Source organism: Vibrio sp. 1F255, assembly GCF_041439145.1.
GTDB classification, from domain to species: Bacteria; Pseudomonadota; Gammaproteobacteria; order Enterobacterales; family Vibrionaceae; genus Vibrio; species Vibrio crassostreae_C.
Window position 1 is genome coordinate 29,375 of the sequence record NZ_JBGONQ010000035.1, and the last position, 22,180, is coordinate 51,554.

Sequence of the window (22,180 nt, forward strand, 5' to 3'; positions counted from 1 at the left end):
TATAGGTCAGGAGTATAGCGAGAAAGGGAATGAGAATACAGAATAAGCATAGTGAAGATCATAATTTTGGTTACTCACCGCATATAGCTCCAAGCTTCACGAGCATTAAGTTATTGTTTGATTTGTCAATAATCATTGTGTTGCCGTTGATACACACCTTTTGCTAAGATGAGTGGCTTATAAATCACAAGAGCACTGATTGTTTTTGTGCGAATTTAGTGGAGTCTGCCTCTGGGAGCTAAACCTAAGGGCGGTAGCGTTCCTAAATATTGCGAAGAGTAGTTTTGACAACGCCAACTATAAAAGTATCAAGGGAAGTCCTCATAGTTAGCGTAATGTGATTCTAATCGGTAATGTTACCTATTTGACAAGTGTATCTATGTGGGATTTTGGTCTACTTTAGAGTGGTTAGGCTGTTGACTAAAAAGTTAAACTATCCTGTAAAATTAAGATTTGGCTTTATTATATGATTACAGTAATAACATATGGCACATATGACCTTTTTCATGTTGGTCATGTCCGCTTACTTAAAAGATTGAGCGAACTTGGAGATAGACTAATCGTAGGTATCTCATCGGATGAATTTAATGAAATAAAAGGGAAAAAATCGTTTTTCTCATACGAAGAAAGAGCTGAGATATTATCTTCTTGTCGGTATGTCGATGAAGTCTTTCCTGAAAATGATTGGGATCAAAAAGTTCATGACATAAAAAAATTTGATGCTGCTATTTTTGCTATGGGTGATGATTGGAAAGGTGAGTTTGATTTCTTGGAAGATATTTGTGATGTTGTTTACCTAAAGAGAACTGAAGATATATCAACAACAAAAATAAAAAATAAACTGTCAACTTTAAAAAGTTCTGAGTTAGACAGAATTGAAAGCTCACTTCATGATGTAATATCAATTGTAAAAGCTATTTCATCAAGTTGATTTTTAATTTATTTAGTCGACTATTTTTAGGTTGTAATGAGTAATGATTGAGATTAGAAAAAAAATTGTTAAGTCAATAAAAATATTGTTCAGGATTTTAAGTGGAATTATACCTAAGAATAGTAAGCGTGTTGTATTTAAATCAAACCCCGATTTTTCAGGAAATGGAAAAGCTTTTAGTGACTACCTATTAAATGTTAAGTGTAAATACGATGTTGTCTGGATTGTTTCAGATTGCTCGACTGAATTTATGGAAGGCATAACTATCGCGAAAAAAGGGACATTTAAAGCACTCTGGCTGTATGTAACAAGCAAATATATAATTACTACTCACAATGAGATGATAGGAACTAGAGCTAATAATCAGATATATATTAGCCTTTGGCATGGAATGCCGATGAAAAAAATCTGTTATCTAGGTGAGTTTGATCATCAAGGAATGGAGGATTATTCGTCTTTGAGAATAGCAACATCAGAAATTATGCGCTCAATTATATCTGCTTGTTTTAGAGAAAAAGCTAACAATGTTTATGTTACTGGTCAGCCTCGTAATGATTATCTTTTTGATAACTCAATTAGAAAGACAGACTTTTACAAAGATATTAAAAGTAAGTATGAAAGAATCGTGTTTTATACACCGACTTTCAGAGAAAACCAAGAAGACGCTCGCTATTCTGATGGAGTTAAAATCGAAGGGCATAACTTCTTACGTACTAGTGATTTTGACTTGGATTTACTTAATCGATATTTCGCTGATAATAACACTCTGTTATTATTAAAGCTGCACCCGTTTGAAGAAAAAAGCATCACTAATTCTACTCTAGGTAGTAACATTCGAGTTGTAACAAGTCAAAATTTAAAGGAACAAGAGTTAGATATAAATCATATATTGTCAATGACGGATGTTTTAATTAGTGATTATTCATCTATTTACTTTGACTTCATGATATTAAATAAACCGATTGTTTTTCTTGTTCCTGATAAAGAGCAATATGAAAAATCACGGGGCGGCTTTGTTCTCGAACCTTTCGAATCCTGGACTCCTGGAAGTAAAGTTGTTACACAGAAAGCTCTATTAGATGAAATATCTGAAATTAAAAATGGTAACGACAAATATTCAGATAAACGTAATGAAGTGAATCACATAATAAACAAGTTCAATGATAATAAGAACTGTGAACGCGTTTATAAGTTTTTTTTTAGTGAGGATTAATGAATTTAGCTTTTTTACTTGGAGATTGTACTGCTAAAGGGGGAATCGAAAAGGTGACGATGACTTTAGCTAGTGCCCTTTGCAAACATACGCCTACTTCAATAATTAGTCTTTATAAGAGTAATAGTGAATCATCATTTGAGGCTAATGAAGTACCAATAACATACTTGAAACCTCGAAATGAGAAGAGTATGTATAATCGAACTGGAAAGTTTGGGGTGTTTTTTGATCTAATATATGTGTTGCTCAAGGCTAGCCCTTTGAGAAAAGCTTTGAGAAAAAATAGTAGTGATGTGGTTATATCTTGCGATATCAAAATGACGGTAATTGCGCTGTTAGCAACAATGTTTACTCCTAGAAAAGTTGTTGTTATTGAACATTTTGAATACGATGTACCCAGCTATCTTCTTAAGAAAATTAGAAAATTTATCTATCGTTGGGTTTCTGGCGTTGTTATCTTGACTGACGAAGATAGAAATAAATACTCTTGGTTCGGTAATAATAAGATACATACTATACCAAACATCGTAAGTGTTAAGCATAGTCTAAAATCAGTGAATAAAGATAAGACTGTAATAGCTGTTGGTCGCCTATGTCATCAAAAAGGGTTCGATTTACTAATCTCAGCATGGAAGAAAGTTGATAATAGATCTTGGAACCTACATATTTATGGTGAAGGAGAGGATGAAGAGTTGTTGAGTAATATGATAGAAGAGTATTACTTGAATAATGTGAAGCTTTTCCCTTTTACTCCCAATATAGATGAAAAGTATCAATCCTCAAGTATATTTGTTTTATCCTCTCGGTTCGAAGGTTTAGGAATGGTTTTAATTGAAGCCCTAGCACATAAACTACCCTGTATTAGTTTTGATTGTCCTGCTGGGCCTAAAACTATAATCAAACACGGAATAAATGGAACGTTAGTACCTACCGGTGATATAGAGAAGCTTGCTAATGCTATTAGTGAACTGATGGAAAGTGAAGAGTTAAGAAATGAATTTTCTAGAAACTCAATTGATTCAATAAAAGAGTTTAGTGAAGTTAGTGTTGTTAACAAATGGAATGTAATGTTGGGGGGGATATATGGGGAACACTAATTACGACTATCTTATTGTAACTAACCTGCCGGCATTTTATAAGATAAATTTGTATAATGAGCTTTCAAAATATCTTAATATAAAAGTGATTTTTATGTCAGACAGTTCTGATATTAGAAATTCTGATTTTATTGATGGGGAAATTAAATTTGAATATGAAATATTACACGATGTAAGTTATGAGAAAAGAAATAAATTATTAAGTTTGTTGAAATTCTTAGGTGTTATTTTTAACCATAAGTTTGATAAGATAATATTTCCGGGTTGGGAGTTAGTTGAGTTGATACCCATTATGTTATTAAGTAAAAAGTCAAAAAATGGAATCGTTTTAGAAAGTAGTATTATAGAAACAATAACTACTGGCCCGCTATGGCTGGTTAAAAAATTAATTATACGGAATATGGGACATGCTTACCCTTCAGGTAAGTTACAATCTGACATATTGTCACATGCTGGTTTTGATGGTGAAGAGCATGTCACGCATGGTGTTGGTATACCTAAGCGTGTAGTGAAAGAAATAATAAATAGGAAATCAATAATAAATAGGAAATCAAAAAGCTATAAGTATCTATATGTTGGTCGGATTTCAGAAGAGAAAAACTTAGATTTTATAGTTAATGAATTTAATAACAATGGGAAGTCGTTGACTATTGTTGGAGATGGTCCTCAAAGAAGTGAATTAGAAAGCATAAGTCATGGTAATATAAAATTTACTGGATATGTTAACAATGCAGATTTAGGAGGGATTTATCGAGACCACCATATATTTATACTCCCTTCTAAGTCTGAACCTTGGGGGCTTGTTGTTGAAGAGGCTCTTTCTTATGGTTTACCTGTTATTGTAAGTAATCATGTCGGCTGTTATGAAGACCTTGTTTCTAGAGCAGATACGGGTATTGTTTTTGATTTATCTGATGAGATGAGCTTTGCACGTGCATCCTGCTCATTGGAGTCCAATTATGACTTCTATCAAAAAAAGGTTCAAGCGGTCGATTTTTCGATTAGAGATCAGGCTCAAATAAATGCTTATTGTCTAAATAATGAAAAATAAAACTATTAGTGACTTTTTAAATTACCTTGTCTCTGACTTGTTTGTGAAAGGCTTTCTTTTTATATCCTTGCCTTTATTGTCTCGAGTTATGTCTCCTGAAGAGTACGGTAAGCTATCCTTGATTAATGCAGCAATAATGATTATGTTTGTATTTCTCAGTCTCAATATACAGAATGCTGTTTCGAATCGATATATGCGAAATAATGCCGATTTTGGGAGTTATCTATTCTCAAATATAGCGGTTATTATACCTATTCAGGTGGTAATAATATCGATATCGCCATTCTATTTACCTTACTTATCTGGGTTATTCAACCTTTCTGAAAGGGATGTTTTTTTTGTACTTCTAATATGTTCATTTCTGTCAATTTTCTATACATATACTAGTTACTTGCAAGCTTCTAGGCAAAGTAAAGATTTTTCATTGATAAATATAATTACCAAAGTAGGTGAAGTGATTTTATTGTTTCTCTTCGCTATATATTTGTCGAATAACCAGTATTTGTCAAAAATATATGCACAAAGTATAATTGTACTATTGTCTTTGTTGTATGTGGCTCCTAAGTTCTATCAGTTATTGACATTTAATTTTAAATTTTCATACGTAAAAGAAGCGCTATACTTCTCAATTCCTTTACTCCCTCATGTTTTAGCCAATAGCCTATTAGCCCAAGTTGATAGACTAATTATTGATGACCAGTTAGGTACAGCAGCCACAGGCATATACTCATTTTCATACAACTTGTCTATGGCTATTGTTGTTATTGTTATGGCTTGGAACTCTTCATGGCAGCCTCGACTGTATAAACTGATTGAGAATGGCGATAAAGATAAAATATCTAAAGTTAGCAAAAGCTCAACTTTAATATTATTGGTTCTGTCTATTTTTACTATATTATACACGCAAGAGATAGTTGTTATTTTCTCATCGGCTGATTATTATGAAAGTATTAAAATAATCCCAATAATAATTATAGGTAATGCATTAATTCATATATACCTAACTTATGCAAATTTTGTTTTTTATGAAAAAAAGACAATGTTTATTTCGCTTGCAACACTGCTAGCTCTTATTGTTAATGTTATCTTTAATGTCTTGTTTATCCCTGTTTATGGTATCGAGGGTGCTGCATGGGCTACAGTTATTGCTTATGCTTGCATGTGCTTATCACATTATCTGCTTTCTACTTATGTATTGAAGCTTAACTTTCTCAGCATAAAGTTGTTCTTTTTTTATATTGTTGGTCTTCTGTTTTCCTATATCATTTTTGTGAAGCTCGAACAGATTATGTCATATTGGATGATGTTGGCTTTTAAGGTTTTATTAACTATCTTTGTTTTGATTTTAATTTGGAATAAGAAAAGTAATTTGGAGTTTGGTTAGGTGGTGGCTTATTATGTTTTTTTCTTAACGTTGACTTTTTTGGTTTTTTTTGAGTTAAACTTGAAGTCAAATTTAAGGGATGTAATTTCAACTATCGCTTTTGTTCTAATTTCTATTTTTGTGGCGGGTAGATATCAACTTGGTATTGATTGGTTGTTTTATTCGGATTTTTACGAAGATCCTAATTCTACTTCTTTATTGATTGAACCAGGGTATTTAATGCTTTCAAAGTTTTTTTCTTATTTTAATGTGCCATTTGTTGTTTTTTATACGATGATTTCTATATTTGGGGTTGTTGTTATTTATAAATTTTTTAACAAGTTGTCACCTTACCCTGTTCTTTGTTTGCTCTTGTATTTTTTAACATCTTTAGCGTTTACGTTCGAAGCTCTAAGGCAGAATATAGCATTGTCAATAATATTATTGGCAGTTTTGTTTTATATTAAAAAGAGAACCAGTTATTATTTTATTGCTGTTTTAATAGCTTCTTTTTTCCATGTTTCTGCACTGTTGATGTTAGTAGTTCCTGTTGTGGTTAAATCTAGATATTTGGTGAAGTATGCGATACCATTATTGTTTATAGGAATGCTCTTAGTTGTTTTAGATATATCATTGATTCGATGGGTGTTCGAGTTCCTTCACTTGATTTTTAATAATGGCTATTCTGCGAAGGTATTACATTACTTATCGGAAACCGAGGGTGTTAATGCTCTTACATTTAGTCTTGTTATTAAAGTTGGTCTGTTCATTGTTGTTTATTATCATAAAGATAAGATTAGTACCGCAATGAGTCACAGGTTGAGTCTTCAAGAATTTGACAAGTTGTTAGGTTTCCTTACCTTGTTCTTGTTAATGTCAGTTTTTTTGGCTGACACTGGAACGTTAATGTCACGTATAGCAAACTACTTTATTCCTATATACTCATTGTTCCTCTCTTATTTGGTTTTTATATATGTAAGAAACTTCGACAGAACGGTAATAGGTTTTTTAATCGTGGCAATTTTTAGTCTGTCATTTTATAGGTTTACTCTAAACTCTTACTTTATTGAACAGTATCTACCTTACCGTAATGTGTTAACCTCTTCTAGTTTACCAAGTAATATTGATGATCGAAAAAGGGTTGATTCTATAGACTTGCACTGGAGCTCTAAATAATGGCGAATATGGTATGAAAGTACTAATAAATGCAGCAAATTTACATGTAGGTGGTGGAGTTCAAGTTGCTGCTTCTTTTCTTTTTGAGTTAAGTGATTACCTATTGCATGGCCAAAAAAGTGCTGAGCAATCTTATGCGGTTTTATGCTCTTCTGAGGTATATAAACAACTTCCTGTCGGGTTTGATGAGTCTGTTTTTGATAGTTTCTCTATTATCAATATTTACGGATTAAAGCAGCCTAATAAAAATATTAAGGATAAGTTCTCTCAGTTTGATGTCTGCTTTACTGTATTTGGGCCACTATACTTTACTCCTAAGTCTGGCGTCCATATCTGTGGTTTTGCTCAAGCTTGGATTGCTTACAAGAAAAACTTAGCATTTAAGCAATTATCTTTTTGGGAGAGGATCAAATCGTTTTTGAAATTTGAGTCACAATGGTATTTTTTCAGAAAGGCAGATCAGCTTGTCGTCGAACAAAGTCACGTAAAGCAAGCTTTGATTACTCAACGCGGAATGCTAGCAAATAAAATTGATGTCGTTGATAATTGTATTTCAAGTATTTACAGGACTCCTTCACTTTGGGAGCCTTTAGCAAACAAACTACCGGATGAAGAAGGTGTAATCTCTTTGGGCTTTTTAGGCCGGGCTTATGCACATAAGAATTTGGCAATTCTACCTGCTGTTAATGAGTTGCTAGCAAAAAAATACGGTCTATCGATTCGGTTTGTTTTCACTCTAACTAACGAGGAGATGGAAGGGCTAGGGTTTGACTTATTACCAAATTTTCATACGATCGGATCGATAAGTAACGCACAGTGTCCAAGTTTTTATCAGTGGATTGACGCGTTGATTTTTCCTAGTTTGTTGGAGTGCTTTTCTGCGACTCCGATAGAAGCTATGGTTATGAAAACCCCTGTGTTTGCTTCTGATCTTCCTTTTGTTCGAGGAGTTTGTGAGGATGCTATATTTTATTTTGACCCTTTAAATGCTGATTCAATTGCCCAAGTAGTTGCGGCTAACATTAGCACCCCTTCGTCTTTACTTGAACAGGTAGAAAAAGGGTACTTGAAAGTATTGAATATGCCTTCTGCTACCGAGCGCAGTCATAAGTATATTGAGTTAATTACTCTACACAGTTCAGAAAAATAGGTTTTGTATGTTTAAAGATAAAGTTTTGTTGATTACAGGTGGTACTGGCTCATTTGGTAATGCCGTTTTAGACCGATTTTTAGATACTGATATCAAAGAGATCAGGATTTTTTCTCGTGATGAAAAGAAACAGGATGATATGCGCAAAAAGTACAACTCATCTAAGTTGAAGTTTTACATTGGTGATGTCCGTGATTACAACTCTATATTGTCTGCTACGAGAGGAGTTGATTTTGTTTATCATGCCGCAGCGTTAAAGCAAGTGCCCTCTTGTGAGTTTCATCCGATGGAAGCGGTGAAGACAAATGTATTGGGCACTGAGAATGTACTTGAAGCGTGCATCATGAATGAAGTGTCTCGCGTTGTGTGTTTGAGCACAGACAAAGCCGTTTATCCTATTAATGCAATGGGTATTTCCAAAGCAATGATGGAAAAAGTAATCGTAGCTAAATCACGTAATGTAGATCCAGAGAAAACCGTTATCTCAACAACTCGCTACGGTAATGTTATGGCGTCTCGAGGCTCTGTTATTCCTTTATTCCTGCGTCAAATAATGAATGGTGATGCTATCACTATTACAGACCCTAATATGACTCGTTTTATGATGACTCTGAACGACGCAGTAGACCTTGTTTTACATGCGTTTACTCATGGTATCAATGGTGATATTTTCGTTCAAAAAGCTCCGGCTGCGACCATCGATGTTCTAGTACAAGCGTTGAAAACGATTACCTCAAAACCAGAGCATGAAGTTAATGTTATTGGTACTCGTCACGGTGAGAAACTATATGAGGCATTGTGTAGCCGCGAAGAGATGTTTGTTGCTGAAGACCAAACTGGATACTATCGTATTCCCTCTGATAATCGAGACTTAAATTACTCCCAATATGTAGAAGAAGGCGAGCAAGATTTAAGTGTAATTGAAGATTACAACTCTCATAACACAGACCGTTTAGACGTAGATGGCATGATTGCATTGCTTCATAAATTAGACTTCATCGCTGATATTGAAGCGGGTAGCGTTATTGTTCCAGAAGGTGTGTAATGAAAATCTTAGTAACAGGATCTAATGGTTTTATTGGTAAAAATCTGTGCTTTCAGCTGGAAGAGCAAGGCTTTACCGACATCATTAAAATTGGTCGCGATGATTCGGTTGAGCAGCTAGATGACGCGCTTGCGCAAGCCGATTTTATTTACCACTTAGCTGGAGTAAACAGACCAATAGTAGAAGATGAGTTTAAATACGGAAACGCAGACTTAACATCTCATATTGTTGCAACGTTGAAAAAGCTTAATCGTTCAACGTCAATTCTTTTAACGTCTTCAACTCAGGCTGAATATGCTAATCCTTATGGTGAAAGCAAAGCGTTAGCTGAAGAGGCTGTGAGTGAATATGCAAAGCAGTCAAAGGCTAACGTGTATATCTATCGCTTGCCGAATGTGTTTGGTAAGTGGTGCCGTCCAAACTATAACTCTGTTGTCGCAACATTTTGCTATAACGTAGTGAACGATTTACCGATTACGGTAAACGATCCAGATGCTAAGGTAAACTTAGTCTACATCGACACGGTTTGTGAGCATTTTATTCATCACTTAACTAATGATGAACCAAGTGGTGAGCAGTCGATTAAACCTATTTATCCAACCACCGTTGGTGAAATAGCTAACACATTACAAGTGTTTAAAGAGAGCAAAAAATCACTGATTACAGAAAATGTAGGGGCAGGGTTCTTGCGAGCACTTTACTCGACTTACATTAGTTATTATTCACCTGAACAGTTCTCTTATACTGTGCCTGCTTATACCGATCCTCGTGGGGCTTTTTGTGAATTATTAAAAACGAAAGAGGCTGGTCAGTTTTCTTTCTTTACTGCCCATCCTGGTATAACGCGAGGCGGTCACTACCATCACACTAAAAATGAAAAGTTTTTGGTCATAAAGGGTGAGGCGAAGTTTAGATTTGAGAATATCGTAACTGGTGAACGTTATGAGCAAGATGTAACTGGCGATGATTATACTGTAGTTGAGACTGTGCCTGGTTGGAGTCACGATGTGACAAATATTGGTGAGTCAGAGCTTATTGTGATGTTATGGGCTAACGAAATCTTTGATCATGAAAAACCCGACACATTTGCCAAATTACTGTAATTAGGAAAAGAACAATGAAAAAACTAAAAGTAATGTCAGTAGTGGGGACTCGCCCTGAAATCATTCGTTTGTCCCGGGTGTTGGCTATGTTAGATCAACACTGTGAGCATGTATTGGTACATACTGGTCAGAATTATGACTTTGAACTGAATGAAGTATTCTTTAATGATTTAGGCGTACGAAAACCGGATTACTTCCTTAATGCAGCTGGTAAAAACGCTGCAGAGACAATAGGCCAAGTTATTATTAATGTCGATCGAGCCTTAGAAGAAATCCAACCCGATGCCATGTTGGTGTTAGGTGATACTAATTCATGTTTGTCGGCGATTCCTGCTAAGCGACGTAAAGTACCAATATTCCATATGGAGGCTGGTAATCGTTGTTTTGACCAACGTGTTCCTGAGGAAACAAATCGTCGCATTGTTGATCATACCGCGGATATTAATTTGACATATAGTTCCATCGCTAGAGATTATTTATTGGCTGAAGGGCTACCTGCTGATCGTGTGATTAAAACAGGTAGTCCAATGTTTGAAGTGCTTAATCATTATATGCCTCAGATTGACGCATCGGATGTGTTATCCCGTTTGGGGTTACAGCAAGGTCAGTTTTTTGTTGTAAGTGCTCACCGAGAGGAAAATGTTGACTCACCAAAACAATTGGCCAAGTTAGCTGAAACACTTAATAACGTAGCTGACCATTATGGGCTACCTGTAATTGTTTCTACTCACCCTAGAACCCGTAATAGAATTGAAGCTCAAGGTATTGAGTTCCATAAAAATATTCAATTACTGAAGCCTTTAGGGTTTCATGACTATAATCACCTACAGAAGAACTCCAAAGCCGTACTATCAGATAGTGGCACGATCAATGAGGAATCTTCGATAATGAACTTCCCAGCTCTGAATTTGAGAGAGGCTCATGAGAGACCTGAGGGCATGGAAGAAGCTTCTGTAATGATGGTTGGTTTGAGCGTCGAGCGAGTCATGCAAGCTCTTGAAATTTTGGAATATCAACCTAGCGGTCATGAGCGTTTGCTTCGCCCTGTTTATGATTACAGCATGCCCAATGTGTCAGATAAGATGGTGAGAATCATACATTCTTATACGGATTACATTAAACGAGTCGTTTGGAAAGAATACTGATGCGTTTAGCTTTAATTATTGACGATTACCTTCCCCATAGTACTCGCGTTGGAGCTAAGATGTTTCATGAGTTGGCTCTTCAACTCAAAGATAATGGGCATCAAGTTACAGTCATAACTCCTGACTCTAGTCAGCTTTCCTCTTTTGTGGAAAGTGATATTGATGGCGTCCAGGTGTGGAGCTTTTCAACCGGAGAAATAAAAGGCGTAAATAAACTAAAGCGTGCAATAAATGAAAGTTTGCTCTCTCTGAATGCGTGGAAGGCTATTTCCAGTAAGGTAAGTAAGACCACTTTTGATGGTGTCGTTTATTACTCGCCATCGATATTCTTTGGCGGTTTGGTTAGAAAAATTAAACTGCGTTGCGAATGTCCTGCGTATTTAGTGCTGAGAGACTTATTTCCTCAATGGGTTATTGATTCAGGGATGATCGAGTCAGGGTCCTTGATTGAACGCTACTTTCGATATTTTGAAAAATACTCTTATGACCAAGCGGATATGATTGGTGTAATGTCTGAACGGAATCAACAAGTGTTCAATGACATGTTGCCACTTGACTATCCTACCGAAGTTTTAAGGAATTGGGCTGCTCTCGAGCCTTACAAAGGTAAAAGTTCAGATATAAGACGTAAGCTGAACCTTGAAAATAAAGTTATCTACTTTTATGGTGGGAATATAGGTCATGCTCAAGATATGGCTAACTTATTGAGGTTAGCTAAATCAATGAAATTTCATACAGAAGCTCATTTCTTATTTATTGGTCAGGGGGATGAAGTTGAATTGATTAATAACATGGCCGAAGACTGGGAGTTAGATAATTTTTCTTACTTGCCTTCAGTGAGTCAAGATGAGTTTAAAGCTATTTTATCTGAGGTTGACATAGGGCTTTTCTCGTTATCTCCAGCACATACAGCGCATAATTTCCCAGGAAAGCTACTCGGCTATATGGTTCAATCATTGCCTATCTTAGGGAGCGTGAATCTAGGAAATGACCTAATGGATTTACTACATGAAAACAGTGCGGGTCTAATTAGCGTAAATGGTGATGACGGTCATTTGTTGGAAAATGCGATAAAACTATATAAGAGTGAGAAATTAAGACAACAAGTTGGCGAGATGGGGTATGAGTTATTGAAAAATGAGTTTTCTGTATCAACGATAGCATCAACAATAACTGGACAATTATCTATCCGCCAATAAAGTGGTGTGACATCTGCTAGATGTTGTTTTGCATAATTTGTTATTCATTAACTTTCAGCATTGATCCAGGCACTATATTCCTCAGTAGACACAAAAGTTATTTTTAACATAACATTTGTGTCTACTGAGGCTTTCGCTAAGTATTATTAATTCTGTTTTTTTATCGAGCGTAGAGACCTTATAGTAGCTGTAATCTTCCACACATTACTTAGTAATAATAGGTAGATTGAAAAGAACCCTAAAAATACGTAAAGCATAATGTATTCAGGTACTCCAACCATTTCACTATAAATTCCAATACCAGCATATAGACTAGCTATTGAACAAATTACGATTAGAGTTTGCGTGGACGTAAGTCCTAGTCGTTGAAAAATATGGTGTAAATGTTCACGATCTGGTTTGAAAGGAGAGTCTCCTCGTCGAATGCGTCTAATCATGATCGAAGCCATATCCATCAATGGTACGGCTATAAGCCATAGTGCTGTTACTGGTCGAAGAGGTGGTTTAGTTCCGTTTTGGCTAGAGAGTAATAGTAACCAAATAACAGTAAACCCAATAAGCATACTCCCGGCATCCCCCATAAACACTTTTCTTTTTCGGCCAAATGCGCCTAAGTTCAATAATATATATGGGACAATGACTACAACTAGAACAAGACAAATGTAAGCTAAATTGAATTGGCCATCATAGTTCAACATTATTCCTAGACCACCAAATGTAACTATGGACAAGCCTCCAAGAAGCCCATCAATACCATCGACCATATTGAAAGCATTTATAGCACCTACCACAGCCAGTACAGTGACAAAATAGCCGAACCAACCAAGAGTTACCACTTCGCCAGAGCCAAAGATGTCTCCAATAGTAGTTAGTTCAATACCCCCTAACACCATCATGGCAACCGAGAGACCAGCTTGGATAACGAAGCGAAGTTTAAAGCTTAAGTCAAATTTATCATCTAATGCACCTATACCAACGAGTAAGAGAATACAAACAGCATAAAGCTCGGTGTTTGGTAGAATATTTGGATTATTTAATAAAAAGTAAAGTATTGAAATGCAGATCGAAATCCCTCCAACTAGAGGAACAGCTCCGTTGTGCAGTTTTCGGTCATTAGGTTTGTCTACTAAACCGATCTTCTTAGCGAACTTACGCATGACAAACATGGTTGCAAGAGAAAAGAAAAATAGAAAAGAGAGATCAAGAAAAGGAATGAGCACAGTAAAGCCTAATAATTTATGTTGTCATGAATTTTAAAGTATTTAGGTTCTAGATAAAAGAGTAACACTAAATCTACGTGATCTACTTATGTTAATCATCATAACTGATAGCAACGTAAGCCAGAGTTTGTTCAATATCATGTAAATAGGGCTATGGGAGTTTGTGGTTTTCAATACAAGGTGAAATGCAATACGATGCACCTTGTTTGGAAGCCGGACTGCTAAAAGTTTACAAATCACACAACATAAGTGAGATGTGCTGTGATAGTATCTCATTGTTATTAAATTTGATGTTTTGAGAGATTTAAAGTGAATCCGCAATCACAACCATACGCCGCTATGAACCAGACAACATCCACGAGAAATCATGAAATAGACTTTCGCGAGCTTTTAAAGGCATTGTGGGATGGTAAGTTAATTATATTTTTAATTACTACTTTTGGTACCCTTGCTAGTGTTATTTTTGCACTGTCAGCTCAAGAGTGGTGGTCCTCAAATGCTAAGATCACAAAGGCTCAACCTCAAGATATTGCGGCATACCATCAACAAGTTAAGCAATTTCAACCTGTTTTCAATGTTTTTCAAGAAGACGGAACTGTTTTGGTTAGCAAAGAATTGGATGAGTTGGGAGATTCTAGAGTTCTATTTCAACGGTTTGTGAACGCTTTCAATTCTACTAACAACAAGCGAGTTTTTTTGGATGGCAGCGTAGAATTTCAGCAATTTAAGTCTAACTTCTTCTCAGGCAGCTCAGAGATAACCGAAGATTCCGTTAGGTCTTTATACTCAGGTTGGTTTAACAGAATTACTGCATTCATAGCAAATAAAGGTGATCGCACTTCACCTTACTTTGTCAACTTCCAGACAACTACTAAAGAAAGTAGTTTTGACCTGCTAACGTCTTATATATCCTTTACTGAAGCTCAAATTAACCAAGACGCATTTAACAACTTACAGGCGGTTATAAACGGCAAGAGGAATGAGTTGGTTCAACAAAAGCGAATGTTAGAAACTCAGGCGAAGAGCCAGCTTTTGGTCGAAACAGAGCGGACTCGGTATGCTTTGGGAATAGCACGAGCTGCAGGAGTAGAACATCCCATTCAAACGGGAAATGAGAACGAAATATTTGGTATCGATTTAGGTTTTAAAGGCTTGGAAGCAAAGGCTAAAACGTTAGAATTATTAAAAAATTTGAGCGTTATTGAACCTCGTTTACAACAGATCGAAGCTAAATTGGATATGTTGAACAATCTAAAAATAGATCGTGATGTTGAATTTCAAACCTTTCGTTTCTTAGAGAGTGTGGAGAAACCTATTACTCGAGATAAGCCTAAACGAGCTCTGATTGTTCTGATTGGCATAATACTGGGTGGATTATTTGGTGTCGCGATTGTGTTAATGCGTTTTTTATATAGGAAAGGGTATTAGTTTTAAGTTCGAGCTAGTAGTACTTGACTATTAGCTTTTCTTTAAATGAGGTGTCACTAACAGAAGCAATTACCTAAATGATTCATTAAAGGTATTGCTTATGATTTATCCATTTACTTGATTGTGGTTATTATCTATGATGATCAATCAGTTGTTTAAGCTGAGCAACTGATTGAGGGTGTAAAACTTACTCTCTACATATAAACGTTTATATTAATGGAAATCATTATGAAAAAGATGGCTCTAGCAGCTGCATTAGCAGTTAGCTTCTCAGGTGCTGCATTTGCAGCTGAAACTACAGCAGCAGCGGGTACTGGTTCAGGTACTGGTACAGCAGCTGGCGCGGGTGCATCTGCAGCAGCAGCTGGCACAGCAACAACAGTTGCAGTAGCGACAGCAGCAGTAGCGGCAGCAGCAGCTGTAGCGGTTGCTTCTAACGAAAGCGGTGCAACAACGACAACAACGACTCGATAATTTTTGAGTAGGCGTTTAAAACCATTTTATGTGAAAGCATAAAGTGGTTTTTTTATATCTAATTGATTAATTTTCCATATTGGACATCAGCAACCAGATTGCTAGGAAGCAGAACTCGTCATGCTTAAACCTCTAATCATATCTCTTGGTCTTTTTCTTGCTGGTTGTTCTCAGCAGTTTCAAGACGTTAACTCTACTTTTGATGAAGCCTTTTTTGGAAGCTCCGATGTTGAGCTATCCAAGGAATACATTCAAACGTTACCTTATTCCAGCATTTATGCCGAAGTGAATGACCAAGGTAAGATCTTCATGGTCTTAGCGTACGTCGGTGAAAACCCGCAAACGGGCGCAGAGCAGTTAAAGTGGATGTCTTCTGACAAAGCGATGATCGTCACTGAAAATGGACGTGTCGTACAAACGCTATTGCTTCCTTACGAAAACCTTTCTGGTTTGGCATTCCAACCGTTAAATACATTCTCTTCTGCAAACAATTCGTCAGCCGATTCTTCTTCTGCGTTTGATGTGTCTGCCAACCCCGGAGCTCAAAAATGGCAAGCGGTTTACGACTGGCAACCTAACTATCGATTCGGCTATAAAGCGAACATCACCCGAACGTATATGGGAAATGACACGGTTGAAACTCCGTTAGCGTCTATCGATACCAAGAAATTCCAAGAAAAAATTCAATTCCCAATATTAGAACAAGACATCACCAACGAATATTGGGTCGACAGCGAAGGCAAAGTGGTAAAAACCATACAGTATTTAGGCCCTGATATGACAAGGCTTGAGTTAACCGTCCTTAAGCATTATCAAAGCAATTAACGAACAGGGTAATGAACTAAAATGATGAATTATATGAGTCATACATCAAAAATGACGGGACGTCGGTTGCCATTGGTGAGAACTTTATTAACGATGAGAGCTCTGTTAATGATCAGCGCTTTGTTTGCTTTGAGCTCCGCTTCTTCGGCTTCTGATCTTGTTACGCCTGAACGCTCTTCGTCGATTAAAACAACAATCGAGCTTCCTCTTCAAGGTGTGACGCTTGAGTATCAAACTAACGTTCGACTGCTTCGTGTATTAGACGACGCAAACGCGAATGCGAGCTCTAACGCTAACGGTACTATTGGTTACTTCCCCCTTTCGGCTCAACTGTTTGATATAACCAATACTGAAGCGACTGCAGTTACTGGATTTAAAGAAGCTAACCAAGCTATCGAAGCCAAAAAGCGCAATGTACTGAACCAGCTTGAAGCTTTCGCAGTAGAAGAGCCAGAAGCAAACTTAGTGCGCCAACAGTTAGCCTCTTTCCAATATCTCAATCGAGTTTTTATTGAGTTAGACCGCAATGCGGTTATCTCGCAATCAGATAAGAACCCATTACTTGTTTCAAGTTCTCATACTAACAAGCCGTCAGACAGCCAAACTCAAGCCTTTTCTCTGTACTTACCACAACGACCAACATCTATTCAGTTGATGGGTGCAATGAAAGAGTCGGTAACAATGAATCTGATTGAGCATGGAACGTTGAATGATTATCTCGATGCATTGCCGAATGGCTTTATTGGTGAATCTGCAGATAAAAGCGTGGCTTATGTTGTTCAGCCAGATGGCGTGGTACAAACCATTCAATACGCATACTGGAACGAACAGCCGGTGTACTTAGCACCAGGTGCTATCGTATTTATGGCGTTCTACTCTCTGCCATCGGAATACTCAACGTTGAACCAAGATATTGTCGATTTGCTACGTCATAAGGTTGGCCTGTAATGCTGAAACAGAAATCATTCCCTCTATCGGCAGTGTGCACATCGGTTACTTGTGCTTTATTAATGACCAACAGTGCTTCCGTTTTTGCCGAAACAACCATAGATTCCTCTTCGATTCGAGCAGAAAAATCATCATTCGACGACACTGAATACAGAACATCGCAAATGAACTTTGGTGGTGTTGGCTTAATGCAAATGCCAACAGGCCGAATGGCACCAGAAGGTGAGTTCAACTTTAGTGCTTCGTTTAATAACGAATACTACTTTTATAACGTCAGCCTGCAGGTGATGCCTTGGCTTGAAACCACCATTCGTTACACACAAACGCAAGACCTGTATTATAGCGGTAGTGGCAATCAAGACTGTTCTCAGAATTCATTCAGTGGCTGTACCAAGCACACCGATAAAGGCATCGACTTTAAACTGCGTTTAATCGAAGAAGGGTACTACTTACCAGAAGTGTCAGTAGGCGTGCGTGACTTCGGTGGTACTGGCTTGTTCGATGGCGAATTTGTCGCGGCAACCAAGCGTTTTGGGCCCGTTGATTTCACTTTGGGCATGGCTTGGGGATACATGGGCACCAGTGGCAATTTCACTAACCCACTGTGCAAAGCCAGTGACAAGTATTGTGAACGCCCGTCTGATTTTAAAGGCAATGGCGGCAGTGTCGATTTTGAGCGTTGGTTTAAAGGCGATGCTGCAATTTATGGCGGCTTTGAATACCAAACCCCTTATAAGCCGTTAACCTTAAAGCTTGAATACGATGGCAATGATTATTCTCAAGACTTCCCTGTAGTACGTGGTGGTGTCGACATGACACAGCACACGCCATGGAACGTGGGTGCTGTGTACCATTTCACTGATTGGGGTTCGGCGAAAGTCAGCTATGAGCGAGGCGATACTTTAACCCTTGGCTTCGATCTTTCTACCAACTTCAATGAAATGTATTCTGTGTGGCGAGATACTGAAACAGCAGAATTGCGCCCAAGCGATGTCGAGACGGTTGATGATATTGATATGGCTGCCCTCGCGGAAGAGCTAGAAACGATCGTGGGCTATGAACAAGCGCAAATCTTGGTCGACGATAATAGTATTGTGGTAAAGGGTACTCAGGTTAAATACCGAGACAGAGATATCGCCCTTGAGCGTGGTGCGACCGTGATTGCCAACGCGGTGCCGAGTTACATCGATACTTATAAAATCATCGAAAATGATAAATCGATGGAACTCACTGAGACAACGGTAGATGCACAAGCGTTCAAAGCGGCGGCTAATAACAGTTATCTCAATGCTCAAACCAGTGATGCAACCGATACTCACGAGTTAGAGCGTAAGAAATCCGTTATTTATCATGATGGGCGTGAGCGATTCGATGTGTCGATTTCACCAAACCTAGCGCAATCGTTCGGTTCGGCTGAAAACTTCTATTTATACAGTTTGGGTTTATACACCAACGCTTCGTTCTGGGCGTTAAACAATGTTGAACTGTCGGGCTCTTTGTACGTTAACTTAGTCGATAACTACGACAAGTTTAACTATACCGTCCCATCAGACGGCACTGACCAAACGCCAAGGGTAAGAACCTTGTTCCGCTCTTATGTTGATGATCCGGTTCGTTTAGATCGCTTACAACTGACGTGGTTTGAAGACTACGGCAGCGGTGTCTACACCCAAGCTTACGGGGGGTACCTTGAAAGCATGTTTGCGGGTGTGGGTGGCGAAATCCTGTATCGGCCATTCAACCAAAACTGGGCCATTGGTGCAGACATGACTGCAATAAGCCAACGCGATCCAGAAAGCTGGTTTGGCACGTTTGATGAAGAGATCCAAGTCAATCCTGATAACAGCAACCGAACGTACAAAGTGATCGATAAAGGCACTACTGGCTTTATCACTGGTTATTACACCCCACAATGGGATTTCTTGAGCGATACCTTACTCAAAGTGGGGGTCGGTAAATTCCTTGCGGGTGATATCGGGACTCGTGTCGACTTCTCTAAGCAGTTCAAGAGCGGCGTGATTGCTGGTGCGTTTGTTAGCTTAACCGACATGACAACCGAAGAATACGGTGAAGGCAGCTACACCAAAGGCTTCTACGTATCGATTCCATTTGATTTAGTCACCGTGAAACCAAGCTCAAGCCGCGCTGGTTTTACCTGGTTACCGATCACGCGTGACGGCGGCCAAGTGCTGAACAAGCAGTACAACTTGTTCGATCAAACCGATGCGCGCTCACCTTGGTTCCAAAGGCCGAGTAGCGTTAAGTAGATCGAAAGCAGATGCGGGTGACGAGTAAGCGGGATACGAAGAGCGGGGAAAGAGCAGTCTCGAATAATCGAATAATCGAATAGCTTAAGATATCGTGATATTCATTGGGTCTAGCTTTTGGTTCTCCCCCTTGAACGCCGTTCGTTTTTGATCGGTGATGTTCATCAAAGGGGGAGTTAGAGGGGGATATTAATCTATGTGTTACCAACCCCTCCCAGCCTCCCCTTATGTTGGTATTTTCTGCCAAGCAACAGTTGTGATAAAGGGGAAGAGCTAAAAGCATCCCGTCACGGCTTTACCTGCTCTTGGCTCTTCTTTTACTCGTATCTCGTTACTCTCATCTGCTCTTAAGCTCTTTAACCTTAAAACCATTCAACTAGGTTGATAATAAACACAAATTGTGGATAATGCATACGCAATAAAATAACCGGGTGAAAGTCCGATCTTTGGCTTGGTTTATGACAAAAAACCTCTATCTCAATTCCAGATAGATAGAGGCAGATTAACTACGCAGTGTGATGTCGCGGAATATCAAAGGGCGGTAGCGTTCCTATCTTTGATATTAAGTGGGAGCGATATCACAGTAATAGCCCTCCTTAACTCTATTAAATACTGCGTAGCTGATAAAATTGTTTGTTCTAACTTCTTTGGGTGTCCTTTGGGATATCACGACACATTCCGTTTCTATGACTTGGTTAACATGAAGATTAATAAAAATCGTCTCCTTTTAGCGCTCCTTCCTGTATTGCTTGCAGGGTGTACTACTCCAGGAACTCACCTTTCTACTGGCAACAAGAATGTGATTCAGCCTTCAGAGGAACAGCAAGAATCTGATATCTCTGATGTGGTTAACCTTTACCCACTGACAGCTCAATCAGTATCGACTTACCAAACGGGTACATTGTCGGTGTCACAAGCCAACCCTGAACTCGACGTAGACATCGCAAAGTATGAATACAAAGTCGGCGTGGGCGATATCTTAAATATCACGATCTGGGATCACCCTGAACTGACGATTCCTGCGGGTTCTTACCGTAGTAGTACTGAAGCGGGTAACTGGGTTCATGCTGACGGCACCATCTTCTACCCGTACATTGGTACAGTCGAAGTGGCAGGAAAAACGGTTCGTGAAATTCGTTCTGATATAGCGGAACGTTTGGCGAAATACATCGAAAGCCCTCAAGTCGATGTGAACGTAGCGGCCTTCCGTTCTAAGAAAACCTACATTACGGGTGAGGTTTCAAAACCTGGCCAACAGCCGATTACTAATATTCCATTAACTTTACTAGATGCAGTGAACCGCTCTGGTGGTTTGTCTGAAGATGCAGATTGGCGCAATGTTTCATTAACCCGTAATGGCGTGGAAGAAAACATCTCGCTTTATGGTTTGATGCAACGTGGTGACTTAACTCAAAACCGCTTACTTCAAGCCGGTGATATTGTTCACGTACCGCGTAATGACAACCAAAAAGTATTCGTGATGGGCGAAGTGAATGACCCACAACTGTTGAAGATCGACCGTGTAGGCATGAGCCTAACGGAAGCACTCAGCAACGTAGGTGGTATTAACCAACTGACGGCAGATGCAACGGGTGTGTTTGTGATCCGAACTTCTGATGATAAATCAGAACGCATGGCAGACATCTACCAACTCAATATGGAAGATGCATCAGCTTTAGTGATTGGCACCGAGTTTGATTTAAAGCCTTATGATATTGTTTACGTAACGGCAGCGCCAATCAGCCGCTGGAACCGTGTAATCGGTCAGCTTGTACCAACCATTTCAGGCTTCAACGACCTAACCGAAGGTATGTTGCGCGTTCGTAATTGGTAATAAGCCCTGGTTTGTAATAAACCCTAATTAATCATCAGGTTGCATTGTACGTGTAACCTGATTTTTACATCTAAAAGTAAACCCAGCTTATAAGCCCAATACAATTAGAGACCATTATGTTTAATAAAATTTTAGTCGTATGCGTGGGCAACATTTGTCGTTCCCCGACTGGAGAGCGAGTTTTACAAAACTTGCTGCCCAACAAAGAAGTGGCCTCTGCCGGTATCGCTGCTGAGAAAAGCCGTTTAATTGGTAAGCCTGCAGACGACACTGCCATTTTAATCGCCGCTGAAAATGGGGTTGATGTTGAAAACCATCAGTCTCAGCAAGTTACGCCACAGCTTTGTGCTCAGTATGACTTGATCTTGGTGATGGAGAAGGGCCATTTAGAAGCGCTTACTCAAATATCGCCGGAGGCTCGCGGAAAAACGATGCTGTTTGGTCAGTGGATTGGCCAGAAAGACATTCCTGACCCTTATCGTCAAAGTCGTGAGGCGTTTGAACACGCTTATAAGCTGATTGACGAAGCGGCGCAAGCTTGGGCAAAAAAACTGTAGGTTTAAATGCAATAGATTTTAGATGCAGTAGGTTTTAAATAGACAGCTTTTTAAATGTCATGCTCTAAATGTAGGCATGGCAAAGCCACCAACGGAATAATATAAAAGAGAAGTACGCGGAGCGTATATATCGTCTCTTAAATAGCAATACTTT

General features: G+C 38.4%; 19 protein-coding genes. 18 read left to right on the forward strand and 1 reads right to left on the reverse strand.

Annotation, left to right across the window (positions count from 1 at the left end):
* The first annotated feature begins 466 nt into the window (after nt 1-466).
* From tagD to ACED41_RS18065, 11 genes are all read left to right on the forward strand, one after another.
* Complete coding sequence (gene tagD, locus ACED41_RS18015; RefSeq protein ID WP_371725391.1) at nt 467-931, forward strand: glycerol-3-phosphate cytidylyltransferase; 465 nt, start codon at nt 467-469, stop codon at nt 929-931.
* A 43-nt stretch (nt 932-974) separates the two neighbouring features.
* Entirely contained in the window at nt 975-2,144 is a 1,170-nt protein-coding gene (locus ACED41_RS18020; protein ID WP_371725392.1) for a CDP-glycerol glycerophosphotransferase family protein, read from the forward strand.
* Nucleotides 2,144-3,241, forward strand: a complete 1,098-nt coding sequence (locus ACED41_RS18025; RefSeq protein WP_371725393.1) for a glycosyltransferase family 4 protein — start codon at nt 2,144-2,146, stop codon at nt 3,239-3,241. Before ACED41_RS18020 ends, ACED41_RS18025 begins: the two co-directional genes overlap by 1 nt.
* Nucleotides 3,242-3,335: 94 nt before the next feature.
* Nucleotides 3,336-4,292, forward strand: a complete 957-nt coding sequence (locus tag ACED41_RS18030; RefSeq protein ID WP_371725394.1) for a glycosyltransferase family 4 protein — start codon at nt 3,336-3,338, stop codon at nt 4,290-4,292.
* Nucleotides 4,282-5,676 (forward strand): oligosaccharide flippase family protein, encoded by a 1,395-nt coding sequence (locus tag ACED41_RS18035; RefSeq protein WP_371725395.1) that lies wholly within the window; start codon nt 4,282-4,284, stop codon nt 5,674-5,676. Before ACED41_RS18030 ends, ACED41_RS18035 begins: the two co-directional genes overlap by 11 nt.
* 60 nt (nt 5,677-5,736) lie before the next feature.
* Nucleotides 5,737-6,831: an EpsG family protein gene (locus ACED41_RS18040; RefSeq protein ID WP_371725396.1), complete on the forward strand. Its 1,095-nt coding sequence runs from the start codon at nt 5,737-5,739 to the stop codon at nt 6,829-6,831.
* Between the two features lie 13 nt (nt 6,832-6,844).
* The gene (locus ACED41_RS18045; protein ID WP_371725397.1) at nt 6,845-7,981 is read left to right on the forward strand and encodes a glycosyltransferase; all 1,137 of its coding nucleotides are present in this window, start codon (nt 6,845-6,847) and stop codon (nt 7,979-7,981) included.
* A 7-nt stretch (nt 7,982-7,988) separates the two neighbouring features.
* Nucleotides 7,989-9,026, forward strand: a complete 1,038-nt coding sequence (locus tag ACED41_RS18050) for a polysaccharide biosynthesis protein (protein ID WP_371725398.1) — start codon at nt 7,989-7,991, stop codon at nt 9,024-9,026.
* Nucleotides 9,026-10,129: an NAD-dependent epimerase/dehydratase family protein gene (locus ACED41_RS18055; protein ID WP_371725400.1), complete on the forward strand. Its 1,104-nt coding sequence runs from the start codon at nt 9,026-9,028 to the stop codon at nt 10,127-10,129. Before ACED41_RS18050 ends, ACED41_RS18055 begins: the two co-directional genes overlap by 1 nt.
* A 14-nt stretch (nt 10,130-10,143) precedes the next feature.
* The gene (gene wecB / locus ACED41_RS18060) at nt 10,144-11,274 is read left to right on the forward strand and encodes a non-hydrolyzing UDP-N-acetylglucosamine 2-epimerase (RefSeq protein WP_371725401.1); all 1,131 of its coding nucleotides are present in this window, start codon (nt 10,144-10,146) and stop codon (nt 11,272-11,274) included.
* On the forward strand, nt 11,274-12,473 hold the full coding sequence (locus ACED41_RS18065) for a glycosyltransferase family 4 protein (protein ID WP_371725402.1): 1,200 nt from the start codon (nt 11,274-11,276) through the stop codon (nt 12,471-12,473). Before wecB ends, ACED41_RS18065 begins: the two co-directional genes overlap by 1 nt.
* Before the next feature lie 146 nt (nt 12,474-12,619).
* Here the strand turns inward: ACED41_RS18065 and wecA are convergent, their stop codons facing one another.
* Entirely contained in the window at nt 12,620-13,693 is a 1,074-nt protein-coding gene (gene wecA, locus ACED41_RS18070) for a UDP-N-acetylglucosamine--undecaprenyl-phosphate N-acetylglucosaminephosphotransferase (protein ID WP_371725403.1), read from the reverse strand.
* A 339-nt stretch (nt 13,694-14,032) separates the two neighbouring features.
* Here wecA and ACED41_RS18075 point away from each other — a divergent pair, with 339 nt between their 5' ends.
* The 7 genes from ACED41_RS18075 to ACED41_RS18105 all read left to right on the forward strand — a co-directional run bounded on the left by ACED41_RS18075 (nt 14,033) and on the right by ACED41_RS18105 (nt 22,026).
* Nucleotides 14,033-15,121 (forward strand): LPS O-antigen chain length determinant protein WzzB, encoded by a 1,089-nt coding sequence (locus tag ACED41_RS18075; protein ID WP_371725412.1) that lies wholly within the window; start codon nt 14,033-14,035, stop codon nt 15,119-15,121.
* 228 nt (nt 15,122-15,349) lie between these two features.
* Entirely contained in the window at nt 15,350-15,595 is a 246-nt protein-coding gene (locus tag ACED41_RS18080; protein WP_016784037.1) for a hypothetical protein, read from the forward strand.
* 120 nt (nt 15,596-15,715) lie between these two features.
* Complete coding sequence (locus tag ACED41_RS18085; RefSeq protein WP_371725404.1) at nt 15,716-16,420, forward strand: YjbF family lipoprotein; 705 nt, start codon at nt 15,716-15,718, stop codon at nt 16,418-16,420.
* A gap of 21 nt (nt 16,421-16,441) precedes the next feature.
* The gene (locus tag ACED41_RS18090) at nt 16,442-17,368 is read left to right on the forward strand and encodes a capsule biosynthesis GfcC family protein (RefSeq protein WP_371725405.1); all 927 of its coding nucleotides are present in this window, start codon (nt 16,442-16,444) and stop codon (nt 17,366-17,368) included.
* Nucleotides 17,368-19,635 (forward strand): YjbH domain-containing protein, encoded by a 2,268-nt coding sequence (locus ACED41_RS18095; RefSeq protein WP_371725406.1) that lies wholly within the window; start codon nt 17,368-17,370, stop codon nt 19,633-19,635. The genes ACED41_RS18090 and ACED41_RS18095 overlap by 1 nt, the downstream gene beginning before the upstream one ends.
* 700 nt (nt 19,636-20,335) lie before the next feature.
* Complete coding sequence (locus ACED41_RS18100; RefSeq protein WP_136989470.1) at nt 20,336-21,469, forward strand: polysaccharide export protein; 1,134 nt, start codon at nt 20,336-20,338, stop codon at nt 21,467-21,469.
* Nucleotides 21,470-21,585: 116 nt separating this feature from the next.
* Nucleotides 21,586-22,026, forward strand: a complete 441-nt coding sequence (locus tag ACED41_RS18105) for a low molecular weight protein-tyrosine-phosphatase (protein ID WP_017069276.1) — start codon at nt 21,586-21,588, stop codon at nt 22,024-22,026.
* Nucleotides 22,027-22,180 lie beyond the last annotated feature (154 nt).

Bases quoted from the DNA above. Each gene is read 5' to 3' on its own strand.
- tagD (WP_371725391.1), top strand. From the start codon at position 467: ATGATTACAGTAATAACATATGGCACATATGACCTTTTTCATGTTGGT.
- ACED41_RS18020 (WP_371725392.1), top strand. From the start codon at position 975: ATGATTGAGATTAGAAAAAAAATTGTTAAGTCAATAAAAATATTGTTC.
- ACED41_RS18025 (WP_371725393.1), top strand. From the start codon at position 2,144: ATGAATTTAGCTTTTTTACTTGGAGATTGTACTGCTAAAGGGGGAATC.
- ACED41_RS18030 (WP_371725394.1), top strand. From the start codon at position 3,336: ATGTCAGACAGTTCTGATATTAGAAATTCTGATTTTATTGATGGGGAA.
- ACED41_RS18035 (WP_371725395.1), top strand. From the start codon at position 4,282: ATGAAAAATAAAACTATTAGTGACTTTTTAAATTACCTTGTCTCTGAC.
- ACED41_RS18045 (WP_371725397.1), top strand. From the start codon at position 6,845: ATGAAAGTACTAATAAATGCAGCAAATTTACATGTAGGTGGTGGAGTT.
- ACED41_RS18050 (WP_371725398.1), top strand. From the start codon at position 7,989: ATGTTTAAAGATAAAGTTTTGTTGATTACAGGTGGTACTGGCTCATTT.
- ACED41_RS18055 (WP_371725400.1), top strand. From the start codon at position 9,026: ATGAAAATCTTAGTAACAGGATCTAATGGTTTTATTGGTAAAAATCTG.
- wecB (WP_371725401.1), top strand. From the start codon at position 10,144: ATGAAAAAACTAAAAGTAATGTCAGTAGTGGGGACTCGCCCTGAAATC.
- ACED41_RS18065 (WP_371725402.1), top strand. From the start codon at position 11,274: ATGCGTTTAGCTTTAATTATTGACGATTACCTTCCCCATAGTACTCGC.
- ACED41_RS18075 (WP_371725412.1), top strand. From the start codon at position 14,033: ATGAACCAGACAACATCCACGAGAAATCATGAAATAGACTTTCGCGAG.
- ACED41_RS18080 (WP_016784037.1), top strand. From the start codon at position 15,350: ATGAAAAAGATGGCTCTAGCAGCTGCATTAGCAGTTAGCTTCTCAGGT.
- ACED41_RS18085 (WP_371725404.1), top strand. From the start codon at position 15,716: ATGCTTAAACCTCTAATCATATCTCTTGGTCTTTTTCTTGCTGGTTGT.
- ACED41_RS18090 (WP_371725405.1), top strand. From the start codon at position 16,442: ATGATGAATTATATGAGTCATACATCAAAAATGACGGGACGTCGGTTG.
- ACED41_RS18095 (WP_371725406.1), top strand. From the start codon at position 17,368: ATGCTGAAACAGAAATCATTCCCTCTATCGGCAGTGTGCACATCGGTT.
- ACED41_RS18100 (WP_136989470.1), top strand. From the start codon at position 20,336: ATGAAGATTAATAAAAATCGTCTCCTTTTAGCGCTCCTTCCTGTATTG.
- ACED41_RS18105 (WP_017069276.1), top strand. From the start codon at position 21,586: ATGTTTAATAAAATTTTAGTCGTATGCGTGGGCAACATTTGTCGTTCC.